16 protein-coding genes are annotated in these 19,165 nt (G+C 64.0%); 12 read left to right on the forward strand and 4 right to left on the reverse strand.

All coding sequences use genetic code 11. The features are described 5' to 3' along the window. Window positions 1-38: 38 nt before the first annotated feature. Window positions 39-1,208 carry a 4-hydroxybenzoate 3-monooxygenase gene (gene pobA, locus KZO24_RS18930; RefSeq protein WP_271183019.1) on the reverse strand — a complete coding sequence of 390 codons (1,170 nt, stop codon included), beginning with the start codon at window positions 1,206-1,208 and terminating at the stop codon, window positions 39-41. A 123-nt stretch (window positions 1,209-1,331) separates the two neighbouring features. Between pobA and KZO24_RS18935 the strand changes: the two genes are divergently transcribed. From KZO24_RS18935 to KZO24_RS18990, 12 genes are all read left to right on the forward strand, one after another. Continuing rightward, window positions 1,332-2,213, forward strand: a complete 882-nt coding sequence (locus KZO24_RS18935) for a helix-turn-helix domain-containing protein (protein WP_271183018.1) — start codon at window positions 1,332-1,334, stop codon at window positions 2,211-2,213. Between the two features lie 87 nt (window positions 2,214-2,300). Continuing rightward, window positions 2,301-3,230, forward strand: a complete 930-nt coding sequence (locus tag KZO24_RS18940; protein ID WP_271183017.1) for a LysR family transcriptional regulator — start codon at window positions 2,301-2,303, stop codon at window positions 3,228-3,230. A 228-nt stretch (window positions 3,231-3,458) separates the two neighbouring features. Continuing rightward, a complete protein-coding gene (locus tag KZO24_RS18945; RefSeq protein ID WP_271183016.1) occupies window positions 3,459-4,577 on the forward strand; it encodes an amidohydrolase family protein in 1,119 nt (372 codons plus the stop codon). Between the two features lie 35 nt (window positions 4,578-4,612). Further along, on the forward strand, window positions 4,613-6,271 hold the full coding sequence (locus KZO24_RS18950) for a class I adenylate-forming enzyme family protein (protein ID WP_271183015.1): 1,659 nt from the start codon (window positions 4,613-4,615) through the stop codon (window positions 6,269-6,271). 34 nt (window positions 6,272-6,305) lie between these two features. Next, complete coding sequence (locus KZO24_RS18955; protein WP_271183014.1) at window positions 6,306-8,675, forward strand: TonB-dependent receptor; 2,370 nt, start codon at window positions 6,306-6,308, stop codon at window positions 8,673-8,675. After that, window positions 8,675-9,949, forward strand: a complete 1,275-nt coding sequence (locus tag KZO24_RS18960; protein WP_271183013.1) for an MFS transporter — start codon at window positions 8,675-8,677, stop codon at window positions 9,947-9,949. The genes KZO24_RS18955 and KZO24_RS18960 overlap by 1 nt, the downstream gene beginning before the upstream one ends. Window position 9,950: 1 nt before the next feature. Continuing rightward, window positions 9,951-11,117 (forward strand): thiolase C-terminal domain-containing protein, encoded by a 1,167-nt coding sequence (locus tag KZO24_RS18965; RefSeq protein ID WP_486487541.1) that lies wholly within the window; start codon window positions 9,951-9,953, stop codon window positions 11,115-11,117. After that, window positions 11,114-11,542 (forward strand): Zn-ribbon domain-containing OB-fold protein, encoded by a 429-nt coding sequence (locus KZO24_RS18970; RefSeq protein ID WP_271183011.1) that lies wholly within the window; start codon window positions 11,114-11,116, stop codon window positions 11,540-11,542. The genes KZO24_RS18965 and KZO24_RS18970 overlap by 4 nt, the downstream gene beginning before the upstream one ends. Continuing rightward, window positions 11,529-11,969: a Zn-ribbon domain-containing OB-fold protein gene (locus tag KZO24_RS18975; RefSeq protein WP_486487542.1), complete on the forward strand. Its 441-nt coding sequence runs from the start codon at window positions 11,529-11,531 to the stop codon at window positions 11,967-11,969. Before KZO24_RS18970 ends, KZO24_RS18975 begins: the two co-directional genes overlap by 14 nt. 4 nt (window positions 11,970-11,973) lie before the next feature. Continuing rightward, complete coding sequence (locus KZO24_RS18980; RefSeq protein ID WP_271183009.1) at window positions 11,974-13,173, forward strand: thiolase family protein; 1,200 nt, start codon at window positions 11,974-11,976, stop codon at window positions 13,171-13,173. A gap of 117 nt (window positions 13,174-13,290) precedes the next feature. Further along, window positions 13,291-14,655, forward strand: coding sequence for an LLM class flavin-dependent oxidoreductase (locus tag KZO24_RS18985; protein ID WP_271183008.1), 1,365 nt, complete (start codon window positions 13,291-13,293; stop codon window positions 14,653-14,655). 104 nt (window positions 14,656-14,759) lie between these two features. Continuing rightward, window positions 14,760-15,890: an SMP-30/gluconolactonase/LRE family protein gene (locus KZO24_RS18990; RefSeq protein ID WP_430099199.1), complete on the forward strand. Its 1,131-nt coding sequence runs from the start codon at window positions 14,760-14,762 to the stop codon at window positions 15,888-15,890. A 91-nt stretch (window positions 15,891-15,981) separates the two neighbouring features. On the opposite strand, the gene KZO24_RS18995 is transcribed toward KZO24_RS18990, so the two are convergent. The 3 genes from KZO24_RS18995 to KZO24_RS19005 are packed head-to-tail and all read right to left on the reverse strand — an operon-like array spanning window position 15,982 to window position 19,149. Continuing rightward, on the reverse strand, window positions 15,982-17,217 hold the full coding sequence (locus tag KZO24_RS18995) for a DUF1214 domain-containing protein (protein WP_486487543.1): 1,236 nt from the start codon (window positions 17,215-17,217) through the stop codon (window positions 15,982-15,984). A gap of 1 nt (window position 17,218) precedes the next feature. Then, complete coding sequence (locus tag KZO24_RS19000; RefSeq protein ID WP_285019901.1) at window positions 17,219-18,016, reverse strand: sugar phosphate isomerase/epimerase family protein; 798 nt, start codon at window positions 18,014-18,016, stop codon at window positions 17,219-17,221. A gap of 5 nt (window positions 18,017-18,021) precedes the next feature. Further along, window positions 18,022-19,149 carry a sulfotransferase family protein gene (locus tag KZO24_RS19005; RefSeq protein ID WP_486487726.1) on the reverse strand — a complete coding sequence of 376 codons (1,128 nt, stop codon included), beginning with the start codon at window positions 19,147-19,149 and terminating at the stop codon, window positions 18,022-18,024. Between the last annotated feature and the right edge of the window lie 16 nt (window positions 19,150-19,165).

Here is a 19,165-nt window from a genome sequence, read left to right on the forward strand (position 1 = left end):
CCCGCCGGATCGATCGGGCGGGGCTTTTTCTTGGCGCGTCAGACCGGGAGGCCAACGTAGTTTTCCGCGATGACGCGCTGCGCTGCATCGCTCGATGCGATATAGTCCAGCTCCGCAAGCTGGATGCGGCGTTCGAAGGCGCCGTCATCGGGGAAGCGATGCATCAGCTTGGTCAGCGACCAGCTGAAACGCTCTGCCTTCCAGACGCGGGCGAGGGCTTTCTCGGAATATCCGGTGATCGCATCGCCATCGTTGCTCTTGAAGAACGCCAGCAGCGCCTCTGATGCATAGTGAACGTCGCTGGCTGCAAGGTTTAGTCCCTTGGCGCCGGTGGGCGGCACGATATGTGCAGCGTCGCCGCACAGGAGCAGGCTGCCATGGCGCATCGGTTCGAACACGAAGGACCGTAGCGGCGCGATCGATTTCTCGATGGAGGCGCCGCGCGTGATGTGTGCGGCCGCTTCGGGCCCCAGGCGGATGCTGAGTTCATCCCAGATGCGTTCGTCGCTCCAGTCCTCGACCCTCTCGGTTACCGGAACGTCGATGTAATAACGGCTGCGCACGTTGCTGCGCTGGGAGGCGAGTGCAAAACCTCGATCATGGTTCGCGTAAATCAGTTCATGGTTACACGGAGGCACGTCGGCCAGAATACCAAGCCAGCCGAAAGGATAGACCCGTTCGAAAGTCCGGCCCACAGACGCGGGAATCGTCTGACGTGATGGGCCGTGGAAGCCGTCGCATCCAATGATGAAGCGGGCATCGACCCGGTGCTCGGCGCCATTCTTGGTGTAGGTCACGAAAGGGGCGTCGCTTTCGATATGATGCAGGGCGACGTCGGCGGCCTCGTAGATTATCTCCAGGCCGCGCGGTTCGGCGGCTTCCATCAGGTCGCGGGTCAGCTCGGTCTGGCCATAGACCATGACCTGCTTGCCTGTCAGGGCCTTGATGTCGATGCGGATCAGCCGTTCGCCGTCGGCCAGGTTGAAGCCGTCATGCGGCAGGCCTTCCGCTTTCATGCGCGCATCGAGGCCAAGGCGTTCCATAAGGCCGACGGTGACCCGTTCCAGCACACCGGCGCGGATGCGCGACAGGATGTAAGGCCCGGTCTGGCGTTCAAGCACGATGCAATCCACGCCTTCGGCTTTTAGAAGGTGTGCCAGCAATAGACCCGCAGGTCCTGCCCCAATAATTGCAACCTGTGTCTTCATCGCGCAATCTCCACGGGCGGCGCGCTCTGGTTCGGCGCGTTCGCATAGCCATCGATTGACAGCGGCGGACCTCTGCTGGAAGAGACGGCAAGGTCATATGACAGGTACTTTTGGGACAGGGCGATGCAGCATAGTTCTATTCCCAGCTTCGTCCTGTATGGCGAGAAGTCGGGCGATAATGTCCCGGAATTCGCGCATATAGAAACGATAGCGACGCGCAGCGCCTTGTACGATTGGGAGATTTCGCCGCATCGCCATCTGCGCAGCGTGCAGGCCCTGCTGTTATCCAACGGACAGGTTGAGTTCCGCTGCGATGATCTGGTGCGCCATCTTTGCGCCCCCTGTTACATGATCGTGCCGATCGGCAGCGTGCACGGATTCCGCTTTACGCCGGAGACATCCGGGCATGTGATGACGCTCTCGGCGGGATTTACCTCGCGCGCGACAGGTAGCAACGATCCTCTGCTGCGCTTGCTTACCCAAGGTGCCTGCGGAACCGTACCGGAGGCTAACGTCGCGCGGGTGTCCTGGTTGTGTGACGAACTGCTCAATTGTCAGGCAGACTGGCGCGCACCGCAACCGATGTTCATGGCTCTGGCCGAAGCGCTCGTCAGGTCTCTGCCTTTACCCATTCAAGACGAGACGCTCGACGAAGAACGCCTTGTGGCGTTCCGTCGGCTAATTGAAACTCACCTGCGAGAGCATTGCAGCGTTTCCTGGTATGCACGGCGACTGGGTATCACCGCGAAGACCCTTAATCGGACATGTCAGCGCAGCTTGGGTTGTACGCCGACGGAGCTTATCCATGCCCGCCTGATTCTGGAGGCTCGGCGGCTTCTGGCGTTCACAAATGCGACTATTGCGCAGGTATCCGAAGATCTTGGTTTTTCGGACGCATCATATTTTTCCAGATTTTACGCCAGGCTCACTGGAAACCGGCCGCGATGTGATCGTATGCCCAACGACGGACACTCCTTGCGTGCATGGGCCATGCCCAGGCCATGATCGCCGCTCTGGCGGAGGGACATTGCCACGAGCATTCGCATCGCCGATGACTTTGCCATCGCATAACCAGTAGCTGCCTTCGCCTTTGTGAAATCCCTTGCCGGCGCGGGCGCCGAACGGCACTCCATCAACATGAAGGTATCGATCCGGCAACTTCAGGTTTTTGATGCGGTTGCGGCAACCGGCAGCGTGACCGCTGCGGCAAACCGCCTGAACATGAGCCAGAGCGCGGCAAGCAGCGCCTTGACCGATCTGCAGATCATCCTTGGCCGGCAACTCTTTGCTCATGCCAAGGGGCGGCCGCTTCAGATCACCGACGAAGGAAAACGGCTGCGTTCCACCATTCGTTCGGTCCTTTGCACGATCGAGGATATCGAAGGAGATCGGGACGATGCCCCGTTGAACGGGCAACTCGTACTGGGCGCGACTCCAATGGTGGCGGAGACGATTCTGCCTCAACTTTGCGTCGGCTTCATGCGCAACCATCCCGAGGTGCAGATCCGCGTCGAATCCCAGTCCACCATGGACCTCTTCGAGCGGCTCAGCCGGTTCGAGCTCGAGACTGCGGTGATCGAGAACTTCCCCGATGTTCCCGGTGTCGAGTTGACTCCCTGGCGCACCGACGAGATGGTGCTCATCGTCGCCCCTGACCATCGGCTGGCGAGAAGGCAGGGTCTGGCGATCGGTGATCTGGCGGGAGAGCGATGGTGCTTGCGCGAAGCGGCCTCGTCTGAATGCGCGCGCCTGCGCTACCTGATGCACGAGCAGATCGGTCAACTGCGTGTCGCTTTCGAATCCACCAGCAACTGGGGCATTCGTGATGCAGTGGTCGCCGGTGGTGGTATCGGTTGCCTGTCACACGAAGTGGTGAGGACCGACCTGGAGCAAGGGCGGCTCGTGCAACTGGCTGTATCCGGCTTTTCCTATACTCGCGCGCTCAGCCTCGCCCGGCCGCGGAACATATCTCGGGGGCGTTTGGTCGCCGCTTTCGACCGATACCTTATCGAAAATGCCTGACCCATCGGTTACGTCGATAGGGGTGTTCCGAATTTCGCAGCTATCCCGGTGACCGCTCCCGGTCTAATTCTCGGCGTATACAAGGCAGCAGGCCGCGCGGAGCAAGCAGATAGGGCAGGGAGAGGTGCATTTGCCGGGGATTACCCGGTGCGTGCAGTCGCGCCTGCATCATCAGCGGGTTTTCGGAAAAGGGAATAGCCAGCGCGGCCGCTTTCGGGAGAGGGCGGGATGACTTTCGTATTCAGCGCCGACGGACATTTCGTCGAGCCATCGGATCTGTTCAGCGAAGGGCTGCCGCCCTCGTTGCGCACTTTCGGTCTTCATGCGGTGAAGCAGGATGATTTCATCCTGTCGATGGCGGGTGACAAGGTCCTGCAGAAAACCCCCATCGAGCGTGGGCCGCCACGCCTGGGGGCTGACGGGGAACCGTTCGGCCGCCCGGACCGGCGCGGCAACCGGGAAGTCGAGTTCCGTCTGCAGGACATGGCCCTCGACGGTGTCGATGCCGAGATCGTGTTCCCCAGCCTCGGCCTGACCGCCTACATGATCGAGAACGCGGAGGCGGAACTGGCCACGGCGCAAGTCTACAACGACTGGCTGCACGGTCTGCTCAAGGACCATACGCGCTCGTTCGTGCGCTGCGGCATCCTGCCGGTGCGCGACTTTCGCAATACGATCGCTGAGATGGAGCGCCTTGCCGCGCTCGGCTTCACGTCCGCCATGCTGCCCAGCCTGATCGAGCGCGATTCCGGCATTCCGCAATATACCAGCGAGGCATGGGATCCGGTCTTCGATGCCGCGCAGCGCCTTGGCATCGTCTTCGCGCTGCACACCGGGACCGGCCGCAACGACGTGCGCAGTTTTCGCGGCGCGGGCGGCGCGGTGATGAACTACATGATCCAGGCGACGGACGGCATGATCACAATCGGCGCCATGGTCGCGGGCGGGCTGCTCGATCGCTTCCCCGGCGCCAAGGTCTGCGTGATCGAGGGCGGCGCGAGCTGGCTGGCGGCCCTCGCGGAGCGGATGGACGAGGTCTACGACGCGCACCAGTCCTTCGTGCGGCCCAAGCTGTCGCTGACCCCGCGCGAGATCATCGCCCGGCAGGTCGCCTGCTCGTTCCAGACGGATCGTGCCGGGATCATGTCGCGTTCTGTCACCGGGACGGCGGCCTTGCTGTGGGGCGCGGACTATCCGCACCACGAAGGCACGTTCCCCCGGTCCCGGCAGGTCATCGCCGAACTGTTCGAGGGCATCGACATCTCCGAGGCGGACAAGGCGGCCATCGTCGGCGGCAATGCGGCGCGGCTATTCCGGCTCGACCGCCCGGAGTTCGCGGCCGGATGATCGCGGATCCGCAAGCAAAGATCGCGTGGCGGCCGGTGACCCGGAAAGATCGGGAAGCGCTGGAGGCGGCCCGATCGCGCACGATGTGGCAGGTCTTGAGCGACGCCGCCGCACGCGACCCCGACCGTGACGCGCTGGTTGCGGCCGACGATGCGGGCGCGGTTACGCGACTGACGTATGCCCAACTTCTGGATAGGGTGCGCGATCTGTCGGCGGGCCTCGCCAGCATCGGCGTCACGCGCGGCGACCGGATCGTGCTGTGGATGACCAACCGGCTGGAATGGATCGTCTCGTTCTTCGCGGCGGCCCGGATCGGGGCCGCGGTGGTGCCGATCAACACGTTCCTGAAAGCGCCGGAAATCGCCTATTGCATACGGCAGTCGGGGGCGCGCCACCTGATCATGCTCGATCGCTTCCGCAAGCTCGACATGCCAGCGATCCTTGCTGAAATCTGTCCCGAATTCGCCGAGGCGCAGGTGCCCGGCGCATTGTGCTCGCGCGCGATGCCGGACTTGCGCAACGTGGTCCTGTTCGCCCGCGAAGGCACGTCCCACCGCGCCGCTTTCGACTGGACGGTGCTTGAGGCGGTCGGCCGCGAAGGCCATGGCGACTGGCTGGCCGTTGCCGACCGGATGGCCGAGGCGGTGACGCCGCAGGACGTCTTCGTGGTCAAGTATACCTCGGGCAGCACCGGCTTTCCCAAGGGCGTGATGCTGCAGCAAGGCGGTTTCGCGGCGAATGGTATCCTACATGCCGGTCGCACGGGCATGCGGCGGGACGACGTTTATTTCTCGATGATGCCGCTGTTTCATGCAGGCGGCAGCATCTATGGCCTGATGAGCATGCTGCCGCAGGGCGGCACGCTGGTCTTCACCGAGGCTTTCAGCGTCGATCTGGCCGTGCGGCTTATCGTCGAGGAACAGGCGACGATCTTCGTCAGCGTGCTCGGCAAGGAAGCGGTGATGGAGGCGCAGGCGCGCGCGATCACGTTCCCGAGGCTGCGCATGGCGCCGCTCCACAACGATGCGGCGCGTGCGGTGATGCCCAACGTCACCTTCGCGTTCTCTCCCTACGGGCTGACCGAGACTTATGGCCCTTGCGCTATCACCGGCCCCAACGATGATCCCGCAAAGATGCTGTCGACCGGCGGAAGGCCGCTGCCCGGCAACGAGATAAGGGTGGTTGATCCCGAAACCGGACGCGATCTCGGCCCCGGCCAGACCGGCGAGGCGTGGATCCGCGGCAACACCATGATCGGCTACTGGAACCAGCCCGAGGAGACGGCGAGGGCGATCGATGCCGAGGGCTGGGTGCACAGCGAAGACCTCGTGAGCATCGATGAGGACGGCTACGTCACGTATCGCGGCCGCATCAAGCTGATGGCCAAGGTCGGTGGCGAGAACGTCAGCCTCGAGGAGGTCGAGCGCTGCCTTGTCGGCCACGAGGACGTGACGCACTGCGCCGCCGTAAGTGTTGCGGATCCGCGCAAGGTCGAAGTGCTGCGGGTCTACGTCGTGCGGCGTCCGGCAAGCGCGGTCAGCCCCGAGGATCTGCACGCCTGGCTGAAGCCGCGCCTCGCGCATTTCAAGCTGCCTCGCGACATCGTCTTCGTCGATGACCTGCCGCGGCTGGGCAGCGGCAAGCTCGACAGGATCGCGCTGGCGGCATGGGCGAGGGCGGCCGTCGCAATCTGAACACGAAAAATCAAAAATAACGAGGGAGGAACGGATGACGAGCTTGAAGGAAACGGCCATCGCGGGAGCAAGCTTGCTTGCCCTGTGTGCGGCGTCGCAGGTGCAGCAAGCCGCCGCGCAGGAAGCCCAGTCGCAGCAGGCGACCGACATCAGCGCGGACATCATCGTCACGGCCCGCCGCCGCGAAGAGTCGCTGCAGGACGTGCCGCTGACCGTGCAGGCGGTGACCGGGCAGGAGATCCAGAAACTCAACCTGCGTGAATTCCGTGAGATCCAAGCGCTCGTGCCCGGGCTGTCTCTGGGGCAGGAGCCCAATGGCGTCGCCACCCGCGCTACGCTGCGCGGCGTTGCCTTTGACGTGAACGCTAGCGGCAACAACGGCACCATCGAATTCTACATGAACGATGCGCCGATCACGGCGGCGATCCTGTTCCAGTCGATGTTCGACGTCGGCCAGATCGAGGTGCTGCGCGGCCCGCAGGGGACGTTGCGCGGCCGCGCCTCGCCATCGGGATCGATCACCGTGACCACCCACAAGCCCGAATTGTCCGAAGTCGGTGCGACGATGATCGCCACGGTGAACACATGGGGCGACGTCAACGGGCAGGCGGCGCTCAACATCCCGCTGGTTCAGGACCGTCTGGCGATCCGCCTTGCGGGGGTCATGGACGAGACCGACGACAACCGCATCCACAGCATCAACGACGATGCGAAGCCCAGCCGCCGCACGCAGGGAGGGCGCCTGTCCGTCCGCGCGGAGCCGATCGACGGGCTGACGCTTGACGGCAGCTACACCCAGACCATCCGCAAGGCCGTCTCTTTCCTGCCGGCGGAATCGCTCGACTACATCGACCCGGCCGCACCTGCGGCGCCGGTTGCGCTGACGCCGGACGATCGCACCTCGGTCATGTATACGCCCTACACCTATCGTCAGAGCTTCACGGTCTGGAACTGGGCCGCCCACTGGCAGATATTCGGGCAGTCGCTGAACTATCTCGGCTCGCACAACAAGCAGAAGTACCGATCGCTGCAGCCCAACGACCTCGGCGCCGCGCTGCCTGCGACGGCACCGGAGGATTTTCTCGGCGCCGGTCAGAATTCCAGCACCAATGCGAAGCAGACCAACCATGAACTGCGGCTGTCGTCGGACCAGCGCGTTCTCGGCATCTTCGACTACGTCGTCGGGGCCTTGTGGAACAAGCTCTACAATCCGACGAACCTCGAGGTTCAGACGCCTGTTTTCGCCGGGAGCACGGCGCGGCCTCTTCTGCTGAACCGCACTCCGGTCGAGCGCGTCGGCAGTTCGTTCGAGCGATCCTTCTTCGGCAACGTGACTGCGCATCTGGGCGAGGGCACCGAGGTTTCAGGGGGCATCCGCCGCATCCGCTATCATTCCGAGGGAAGCCTCGTGACCCGGGGCGTGCCGGTTCCCGCGGCTGACGAAGACCGCACTCTGCACGCGACGATCTATTCGGCATCGATCAAGCACAACTTCACCCGTGACCTGATGGCCTATGCCAGCTTCGGCACATCCTGGCGGCCGGGCTCCGGGTCCAATCCCGTGCAATTGCGCGATCAGTCGCAACCTTACGGGCTGCTCGCCAGCCTGTATTATCCGGATCCGGAGAAGTCCAAGTCCTACGAACTGGGCGTGAAATCGCAGTGGCTGGGCGGTCGTCTGCGGATCAATGCAACGGTGTTCCACCAGACCTTCGACAACTTCGCCTATGCGGCGCCGAGCATCTTCTACATCGCCGATGTCGGCGGTTCCGTCGGTGTACGCCAGATCACCGCGCTGACGGTGGGCGTTCCGGCCAAGGTCAACGGCGCCGAACTGGAAGTGTCCGGCACCCCCATGCGCGGCTGGGACATCGGCGCGACGATGAGCTACGCCAAGGGCACGATCGACAACGCGACGATCCCCTGCAATCCCTATGCGGGCGTCCCCACGGCGGCGCAGATTCTCGATGCTTCGGGTGGTGAGCAGGTCTCCGTCTGTCAGGTCGACGGGCTGCGAGCCGGGCCGAACGCGCCGTTCACGGCCACCGTGCAGTCCGAGTATATCGCGCCGATCGGTTCCGGAATCGATGGTTATCTCCGTGGCCTTGCCAGCTTCTACGGCAAGTCGCGCAACGATCCGGTGAACCCGATCGACGACATTTCGGCCTACGCGCTCGTCAATTTCTACGCCGGTGTACGCGCGGACGATGGTGCATGGGACGTAGGCTTCTACGCCAAGAACCTGTTCGATACCGACAAGGTGCTTTCGCGAGGGGCCACGGCTCCGGTGAGCGGAGCGTCGGTGGTAGGCGGTGTCACTCCGGCAAGCCGCTACCGCATCATCTCCCTGACTCCGCAGCGCGAGATCGGCCTGACCGCCCGCTTCGCCATCGGCAGCCGCTGATGGAGGCGGTGCCCGCAAGCTACTTCGGCGAGATCCGGCGCAATGCCCGATCGCTGGCGGCCGCCGCCCTGGGGTCGGGCGGCGGGCTCATGCTGATGAGCTATACCACGACGATCTTCGGGCCATATCTGGTCCGCACGTTCGGCTGGTCGCGATCACAGTTCGCGCTGATCGGGCTGGCGATGTTCTCGACGCTGATCGCGTTGCCGTTCATCGGCCGCCTGACCGACCGCTTCGGCGTGCGGCGCACCGCGCTGGTGGGCGTGCTGGGCATCCCTGCCTGCCTGAGCGCCTACAGCTTCATGAGCGGCAGCTTCCCCACCTACTTCGCAATATCCTGCATGATCCTGGCGCTGGGCAGCTTTACCAGCCCGGTGGTCTACACCCGCCTGATCGCGGCCGATTTCGACAAGGCGCGCGGCCTCGCGCTGACGTTCGTGACGATCGCGCCCGCCTTGCTTGGGGCGATCGCCGCCCCCTTGCTGACGGCGGTGATCGACGCCTGGGGGTGGCGGGTCGGCTATCGCACGCTGGCGGTGTTCGTACTGGTCTGCGGACTGACGGCGCTGGCGCTCGTGCCGCCTCACGACCGGGACGGTGTTGCAGGTGCGCGTGTCCACGTCGCCACGGTGCGGGCGGACTACGGGGCGATCCTGCGCAGTGGTCCGTTCTGGATGATCTTCGTCGCGATGCTGCTGTGTACCCTGCAGACGCCGCTGCACAGTTCGCAGATGGCGCTGATGCTGCACGACAATCATCTCGGCAGCGGAGTGGTGGCGGGGATGATCTCGATCTACGGGCTTGGCACCGTGATCGGGCGGGTCGGCTGCGGACTGGCGCTGGACCGGTTCTCGGCCCCGGTCGTCGCGGCGATCTCGATGCTGCCGCCGGCGCTGGGATATGCGTTGTTGGCCAGTTCTGTGGACACCACCGTCGTGATCGGAGCGGCGATGTTCATGGTGGGCTTCGCGGTCGGCGCCGAAGGCGATCTCCAGTCGTTCCTCGTCGCGCGGTATTTCCCGCTAAGGATATTCAGCACGACGCTCAGCCTCGTCTACTGCGGGGTTTTCGCGGCCTCCGCGCTCGGGGCCTTGCTGTTGAGCGTGCTGCTGCGCACCAGTGACAGCTTCGCGCCGTTCCTGATGGTCGTGGCCTGCGCGATCGCTCTGGGCAGCCTCGTGTTCCTGATGCTGCCGCGCGGGAGGACGGCGCCCGGCAGTCATGCCGGGGACGATCCCTCGTCCCGCACGGTGCCTGCTCTGGAGATGCAGTGACATGGGCAGGAAAGCGCAATCCGCGATCGTCGGCAGCGGGGCGACGCCCTACTATTTCCGCGGCGAGAGCGCGCCGCAGACGGTGCTGGAACTGATCGACAAGGCGGTGCTGGCCGCCGTAGCCGATGCCGGGCTGCACATCGACGATGTCGACGGTCTGGCTTTCTTCGCTTTCGGTTTCGACACCGGCATGATCATCGAGCAACTGGGCCTGAAGAACGTGACCTTCGCGCATTGCGTCTCCGCGTTCGGCGGCGGCATGGCGGGGATGCTCGACCTTGCCGACATGGCCGTCTCGACGGGCCGGGCGCGCAACGTGGTGTGCATCGGGGCGACGCAGCAGGTCGGGCGGCGGGTCGGCCAGGCGCTCGGCAACTTCGCGGCGAGCCCGGACAACATCTTCCACCGTATCGCCGGTCTGAACGGCCCCGGTCAGGCGCTCGCGCTGTCGGCAAGGCGGCACATGCACGAGTTCGGCACCCGGCGCGAGGCTTTCGCTGAAGTCGTCATGGCGTCCCGCGCGGCGGCCGCGACCCGCGAGACCGCGTTCCGCCGCAAGCCGCTCTCGATGGACGAGTACATGGCAGCGCCGATGCTGGCCGATCCGATGTGCAAGTTCGACTTCTGCCTCGAGACCGATGGCGCGCTGGCCTTCGTCGTCACCGCAGCCGATCGGGCACGCGACCGGCCGCAACCGCCGGTCTACATCGCCGGGGCCGCGCAGCATGGCAGCTGCGACTGGGGCAGGGCCTTCTTCTGGCTGGGACAGACGCCTGAGGCTTTCGTCTCGGCGGGCGGCGTGAAGGTGGCCGAGCGGCTCTACCAGCTTACCGGCATGACGCCTGCGGACATCGACGTGGCCTGCCTCTACGACCATTTCTCGCCGCTGGTGATTATGCAGCTTGAGGATTTCGGGTTCTGCGCCAGAGGCGAGGGCGGGCCGTTCGTCGAAAGCGGCGCGATCCGGCTTGACGGGGCGATCCCGGTGAACCCGCACGGCGGCCACCTGTCGGAAGCCTACGTCGTGGGCATGACGCATATCCGCGAGGCGGTGGAGCAGTTGCGCGGCACGGCGGTGAACCAGGTGCAGGGTGCGCGCACGGCGCTCGTCACCGGTGGTCCCGCGCCGACGCCGATGACCGCCGCGATCCTGAGGAGCGAACCATGAGGCTCAGCATCACGCCCGATTTCGCGGCGCTGGAGATTGCTCGCGATGCCTGGTCAGAACCGTTCTGGCAGTGGGGGGAGCAGGGCGAGGTGCGGATGCCCGCTTGCCTCCATTGCGGCGCCTTCCGTTGGCCCGCCGGGCCTTTCTGCCCGAGCTGTCGCACACAAGAGGTCGAATGGAGGCCGACCGGACAGGCGCGGATCCATACCTTCACTATTCTGCCGATCTCCGGGGAGGCGACGAAGGTGCGGATGCCGACGCTCGTGGAGTTCGACGACGCGCCCGGTGTGCGTCTCGTTTCCGTCCTCGTCGATGCCGATCCGGATACGGTCGCAATCGGCATGCCGGTCGCCATCGACTGGATCGCCGCGAGCAATGGCAAAGTGGCGGTCTTTCGCACGGAGGCTACCGGTGACCGAGCCTGACGACCCTGCGGTCTTTGCGTATTTCCACGACGTCCATGTCGACCGGGACAACATCGCGCATTATCGCGGGCTGATGCGCAGCCGGTTGCTGGTCAATCGCTGCAACGAGTGCGGCCACTGGATCTACCCTCACCGCCCCCTCTGTCCGGAATGCCTCAGCTTCTCGGTGGAGCCTGCGGAGGTGAGCGGGCTCGGCAGGCTCTACATGTGGACGCTGATCCACCAGTCGCGTGATCCAGACAAGCCGTTGGCGACCCCGTTGCTGGCCGCGGCGATCGAACTCGTAGAGCAACCCGGCCTGCGCTATCTTTCGCGCGTGGTCGGGTGCCCGCCCGAACGGCTGCGGCACGACATGCCGGTGCAGCTCACCTGGATCGAGGAGGAGGGCCGTCGCTGGCCCGCCTTCACGCCGCTGGACATGGGCTGACGCGATGGCGCGTAATCCGCTCAGGGACAAAGTGGCGATCGTCGGCATCGGCTCGACCCGGTACGGGCGCGACCTCGGACGCAGCGAACTGGCGCTGGGGCTGGAGGCGGCCGTCGCCGCCATCCGCGACGCTGGAATAAGCCCCGGGGAGGTCGACGGCATTTGCGGCACCGGCATGACTCCGCTGGCGATGGGAGGCGCGGGCTTCCTCAGCCTGCAGGGCGCGTTGGGGATCGAACGCTGCACATGGGGCAAGAACGGCTGGCTCGGATCGGCGCTGGTCTTCACCGTGGAGGCCGTGTTTTCCGGCCTTTGCGACATGGCGCTGCTGGTCCAGGCGAACGTGCGCGGCGCGAACATGTCCCGCTCCGCCGCGCGCGACCCGTACCGGGCAAGGGCGGCGCGGTATGCCGACGTCGGCGGCGATGTCGGGCTCGGCGACTTCGCCAAGCGCTGGATTCATTCGGGCGAGCCCTATGCCGCGATCATGCGCCGGTACATGCACGATTTTGGCGTGGGCAAGAACGCATTCGCGATGATGGCGGTGAACTGCCGCACTCAAGGGACGGCCAACCCCGAGGCGATACTGAGACATCCGCTGTCGCTGGCCGACTACGAGGCGAGCCGCACGATCTGGGATCCGATGCAGATCGCCGACATGGACGTGCCGTGCGACTGCGCCGAGGCGCTGGTCATAACCACTGCGGAGCGTGCCCGCGACTTGCGCAGGAAGCCGGTTTATGTCCACGCCATGTCGCTTGGTGGCACCCGGATCGGTGAATATTACGAGAATTTCGCGGGCTGGCGCGACAATTCGTTTCAGGTCGCCCATCGCGGACTGTGGGAGCGCAGCGAACTCTCGCTCGCCGACATCGACCTGTTCTACCCCTACGACGGGTACACGATGGACGCGGTCGCGATCACCGAGGCGGCGGGATATTGCGGCATCGGAGAGGCGACAGACCTTTTCCGGTCCTCGTGGGATGCCTCGCGCAACCTGCTGATGCTGGACGGCCGCGTGCCGGTCATGACCGGCGGTGGCGGACTTTCGCATGGCCGGGCGGGCGGCGCCAATCTCTATGCGGAGGCTGCACGGCAACTGCGCGGCGATCTGGGCGAAAGGCAGGTGCCCGGGGCAAGCGCAGCGCTGATCTCCATCGGCAGCTTCTTCCATGACCCCTCCGCCGTCGTCCTGCGCGCCTGACGATGGGGCGGCAGACGAATTGCAGGTGTGGTTGGACGTCCGGCACGGCGGGTTTGTTGGACCGTCCGGACTGAAGTGGCCTAGTCCGGCCTTAACGATCGGGAGCGGTGTTTCGACATGAAGACCAACAAAGGACACATGAAGCTGGGCGCCTTCTGCGGGGGCAGCTACCATCAGGCGGGATGGCGCCATCCGGATGCCGACAATGCGTTCGGCCATGACTTCTCCCGCTGGGTCGAGCTTGCGCGCAAGCTGGAGGCGGCGAAATTCGACATGATGTTCATCGCCGACACCGCCTCGCCCAGCGACGCGGAAAACCCGGATGTCTTCCGGTACATCAGCGGCGGCGACAATTTCGAGCCGATGACCTTGCTGGCGGCGCTGTCTGCGCACACCACGCACCTGGGCCTCGCAGCGACGATCGCCACGTCCTATCGTCCGCCTTACGATGCGGCGCGCGAAATCCTTTCGCTCGACCGGATCAGCGGCGGCCGCGTGGGCTGGAACATCGTTACCGGCATTTCTCCCGACGATGCCGCGCAATATGCCGACCAAACTTTCGTGCCGCAGGAGCAGCGCTACGCTCGGGGCGAGGAATTCGTCGACGTCGTGCTCAAGCTCTGGGACAGCGTGGAGCCGGGCGCCTATCCGCGCGACAAGGAGGGCGGTGCCTACAAGGACCTCGACCGCATCCACCTGATCAACCACGTCGGCCGGCATTATCGGGTGCGGGGGCCGCTCAAGGGCGTCGCCTCGGCGCAGGGCCGACCGCTGCTGATCCAGGCGGGTCAGTCCGAGGAAGGGCGGGCGATGGCCTCGCGCGTGGCGGAAGCTATCTTCACCGCGCAATCGACGTTCGAGCAGGCGCAAGCGTTTCGCGACGACATCCGCCGCCGCGCGGCTGCCTGGGGCCGCAACCCGGACCACGTCAAGGTCATGCCCGGTGCGCTCGTCGTGGTCGGCGAAACGCGCGAGGAAGCGCAGGACAAGTGGGCGGAACTCGACACCCGCATCGATCTGCGTGCGGCACGAGCAAGACTCCAGCTGGCCCTGAAGGCCTATGATCTGAGCGGCCACGATCTCGATGCACCGTTCCCCGATGTTCCGCCGGAATCGGTCATCAGCCGGGGACGGCATCACGTCGAGGCCGCAAAGCGGGAGGGCCTGACCTTGCGGGAGGTGCTTATCCGCTCTTCCGCCTCCAACGCGCATTTTGCGGTGATCGGAACGGTCAAGGATGTCACCGACGAACTGCAGCACTGGTTCGAGGGTGGCGCGTGCGATGGCTTCAACATCATGCCGGCGGTCAATCCGGTGTCTTTCGAGGAATTTATTGAAAGGGTCGTTCCCGAACTCCAGCGACGAGGGTTGTTTCGTACCGAATACGAAGGGCGCACGTTGCGTGAAAACTTGCAGGTGCCGGCCGATCTACTGCCTTTGCTGGATGATGACGTGCACGAAGCAACATCGCTGGCGGGCTGAGAGGTCGCGCCTTTTGCTTTCACATTAATGGCATTCCTGGGGAGGAATCGGCTCGTCGCATCGCTGATCGGCGAGCCGTCTTTTCCTATGAAACTGGAGATTTCATGGACTATATCAGATGTTTAGTCCTTGCGGCGGGCATCCTTACCGCCCTGTTTTCTAACGTGTCATCAGCTACGCCCGGGCATGCCGCTTCCGCATCCCCTGAGCCATGTAAACTCACGGGCGAACTGAGGCCTTATTGCGGCGTTCCTTTCCCCGAGGATCTTGAGCCTATCCCCGGGACGCACAGTGTAATTGCCAGCGACATGCACCTGAAGGCTGGGCCCACGGGCATAGAGCCGCAGCCGGGTGTATTGAAGCTGGTCGATCTTGAGAACGGTATGGTCACGCCGCTCTATCCTGCTGCCTCGACGGCTCGAGGGCGGCTGGGCTGGGGTGATCCGGCGTGTACGCAGGAAATCGGGAAGGCGTTGCTGCCCCACGGTATCCACCTCTCGCGTCGGCAGGACGGCGCGTGGCAGCTTCTCGTCGTCAATCACGGAAGCCGGGAGTCGGTGGAGTTCCTGGAACTTCTGCCGAGGGGCAAGCGATGGTTCGCGCGGTGGCGTGGCTGCGTCGTCGCGCCCGCTTCCAGCCATCTGAATGACGTTGCGGCCCTGCCGGGCGGAGGGTTTCTCGTATCGACGATGCACATGGGCAACAGCGCGGCGACGCGCGAGGCCGCCAGTCGTGCCGCCAAAGGCGAGAACACAGGTTTTCTGTGGCGTTGGTCACCGGGCAGCATGATCGCGCGCCAGCCTGGAAGCGATACTCCGATGCCTAACGGAGTGCAGGTCGATCATGCCGGCCGATACGCCTATATCAATACGGCAAGCCAGGGCGGTGACGTGCGCAAACTCGACCTCGCCAGCGGACAGGTGGTCGCGACTGTGGCGGTGCCGAACCCCGATAACGCATCATGGACGATGGCCGGGCGCTTGCTTGTGGGAGGTGTTGCGGCCGGACCGAAGCCGATGGCGTGCTTCGTTGATCCTGCAGCGCCCTGCCCGGTGCCCTCGGAAGTCTACGAGATCGATGTAAAGGCGATGACGGCGCAACGCATCTTTGCTCACACCGGCGCGCCGCTCAATGCTGCTACGGTGGCGGTGCAGGCTGACGACGACCTGCTGATCGGCAGCTGCTTCGGGGACAGTTTTGTCGCAGTCAAAGGCGTCTTCCGGGCCGATGAATGATGCTAGGGTTCAGGAGAACAAACCTGACCAAATCAAGATTGCACTTGAAACCCTCCGGATTGCGTACCGTGCAGCGACTGATGCGAGACCGTCAGATACCGTAGCGACGTTTGATTGCACGGTAGCGATCACGCCGCATCTTCTCGCGCTCGGCGGGAGTGACGTGTGCTGTATCGCCGGGAAGGTGGTCCAACAGGTTTTCGCGTGCGACGAGCTTTGTACGAAACTGCGCAGCGTCCTGCGTAAGCAGGTTGCGGTACGTCAGGTTGCCCTCGCGGAAGCCCTGGGTGTCCAGCCAGTTATGGACGCCCGGATCGTCGTGAGCGAGCACCAGGCGCACAACTCCGTCGGTATCGATGTGCGTGCGGCCGGGCGTGTAGCTGACCGGCCGGTACAGGAAATCCATCGAGCCCATGAAGGCGCCCCCCATGCCGAAAATCCAGAAGCCGGGGTGCATGTCCATCTCGACGATAAGCGCTTCGTCCGGTTCCAGTTTCCAGACCATGTGCGCGGCCATGCGCCCGCGCTTCACGTCAGTAGCATCGTTGGCGATCCGGCCTGAAGGAAACGCATTGAGCGCGTTTGGATCGCATACCCCGTGCGATGTTTGCCATGCATGTTCGGGCCAGTCGCGCATCACGCCATTGATGAACGTTCCAGCCCATTCCATCGCCTCGATCATACGCCCCGGCGTGGGGAGCGGCCTTGCCCCTGCCATGTCGAGGGCTTCGATGGTGAGGGTTGTGGGCGTTTCGTCCCAGTCGTCGAAAGCCTCGCGAATGAACAACTTGCGACTGCCGGCAGTGGTGGGGAGCCAATTGCATGGCCGTGGAGCACCGCCAACGAACAGTTCGAAGTCGCCCTGGGCATCGCCTTTGATCTGTGACCCAAGGATGTTGCATTGGGGAATGTCGCCGAAGGGCTCGTGAAGTGATGGCCAGTCAGTATCGGGGATCGTGGCCGGGCGAGGGCCTTGGACGGTCACGTTGAGCCAGCGTGCGCTGCCCTTGCGGCCGGTGATGCGATAGGTCCGGCTTCCGTCGATCCATGCCTGACGATAGGTGAAGTCGGCAAGGTCGCCGCCAAGCTTTCGGGTCGGCGTGACGAAGGGGTGAATCTGAGGGAATGCGGGGTCGCGGGTTTCCAGCGCAAGATCGAAGGCCTGGCCCAGGTTCTGTGTCAGGAAACGGAAGGCATCGGCCCGCTGCAGCGGATCGGCGGGATTGGCATTCTTGAATGTCGCGAGCCCCGCGTCCTTGAGGTCGTTGCAGAACTTCTCCCATGCCACACGCAATGATGTGTCGTCCGGTCCATCGCCACAGGCCATTTCAGGCTCCAAGTTTATCGAGCAGGTCAGAAAGATAGTGGGCGGCACGCGCACAGGCTTCGCGCGCACCCTCGGCCGCGATGCGTGGACCGACCAGTTCGAGGTCGAACAGGCCGGAGTATCCGAGATCCAGCACATCGCGCAGAATGGCCTCGAGCGGGATTGAGCCGTCTCCCGGCACCGCGCGGCAGGGCGTGCTACGATCGCCGAGAACGTAGTCGCTGACCTGGACGAGCGCAGTCAGAGGCATGGCCCGGGCAAGGTTGCCGTGCAAGTCGGCTTCGGTCCAACATGCATGCAGTTCCGCGCAGATGCCGATACCCGCGATTTGGGCAAGGCGGGTCGCATCGGGCAGGGTATGGGCCATGTGAATGTCCGCATTGAGCGCGGAGCTATTCTCAACCAGCAGGCGAATGCCGGCATTTCTCGCAGCATCGCGGCAGGGCGCCAGCAGGTCGGCGAAGCGCATTGCGCCCTCGTCCCAGGACAATGTGCCGCGTCCTCCGGTAAGAAGATAGATCGCAGGCGCGCCAAGTTCGCTTGCGATCTCGATGCTGTCGAGGAGCTTTTCGGCGGCGGTGCCGTCATCGCTTTCGAGGTTCGGGTGTACCGCGAAGAGATGGTTGATGCAGCCGACTTTCACTGGGCTCTGTTTGATGCTCGATCGGCTTTCCTTCGTCTGCATGCAAGGCGCGGCCAGAGTGCAGTGCTGCACGCCGATGCTGCAGCAGAAATCAAGGAATACCGCCGTGGGGTCGGCGATGAAAGCCACCTGATGCAGACTGATGCGGGGATGCACCGGCCTTATCCGCGCACTTCGACGGGAACGCCGAATCGCTCGCGGAACGGGGCGAACTCGGCATTGAGATCGCCGATCGCATAGCCGGCATCGACAAGAACCTGTGTAGAGTAGTGGAACTTGCCGTGGCGATCGCCACGGTTATCGGCAAGGTAGGCGCGCATGGCCTGTTCTTGCCGCGCGCCGAATTCGCGTTTCGCGAAGCCGTAGTACCCACGCAAGGTGCCGATGGGGTCTGCGACGAAATCGGTGTAACGGACGTGATGGATGCGGGGGTCGTTTACCAGCGGATCACTCATGGTATGGCCGATTGACCAGCGCACACGTTCGAGGTGTGCCTGAGCTTCCTTTACCAAATCAATCTGGCCGACGATGCCTTCCATGATGTCCGCCATCATCATCGTCGAACTGGCGGCAACCATCACCGGGTCGCGGTGCAGCCAGACCAGCGTGGCATCGGGATAAGTGTCGAAAAATGCCTTGAGGCGGGTGGTGTGAAAACCCTTGAGCACCCAGTATTTCGGCTGGCGACGGTACTGGAAAGCCTGCAACATGGCCTTGTGGATGCGGTACTGCGCCGGTGCATCGGTCGGGAGACCCATGGCCAAGTTTTGCATCGGCACACGCCACCAGGCGGTCGGCGTCATGACGCGAAAATCGAAGGCCCAGGTCCGCTCGTCCTCAGGCAGGCCGTTGCCGAGCATGTCGTTATAAGGGTGGCAGTGTAGCCACTTGGCCATCTTGGCATTGATCTCCCGCCATTCGGCGTCGGCAAGGAGATAGCGCGCATCTGCTCCCTCTATTGTTCCCGGTGGTGGCGAGGGGTGCATGACTTCGGCGAAGCGCAATGCCCGGGCATCGGGGTCGACCGACATGAGCGCGTGCATAAGCGTGGTCCCCGATCGCGGCTCGCCACTGGTGAACATCGGGCGCTCGATCACTTCGGCGGCCAGCGGAAACCTGTTGCGGTCATCGAAGAAGCGCAGGCGGTCGGTAAGCAGCCAGCGGATATTTTCTGCCGCCGCCTGCCGTCCGGGCTCGTCCATCGGAATGGATTGTATATGCGCAACGGCAAGCGTGAAGCGCTCCTGGAAGCTGTCGTCTGCCCAGTCGGACAGGCCAGTTTCAGCCATCGCATTTTCCAGCAAT

The sequence above is a fragment of the Novosphingobium sp. NFX11 genome, assembly GCF_057376415.1.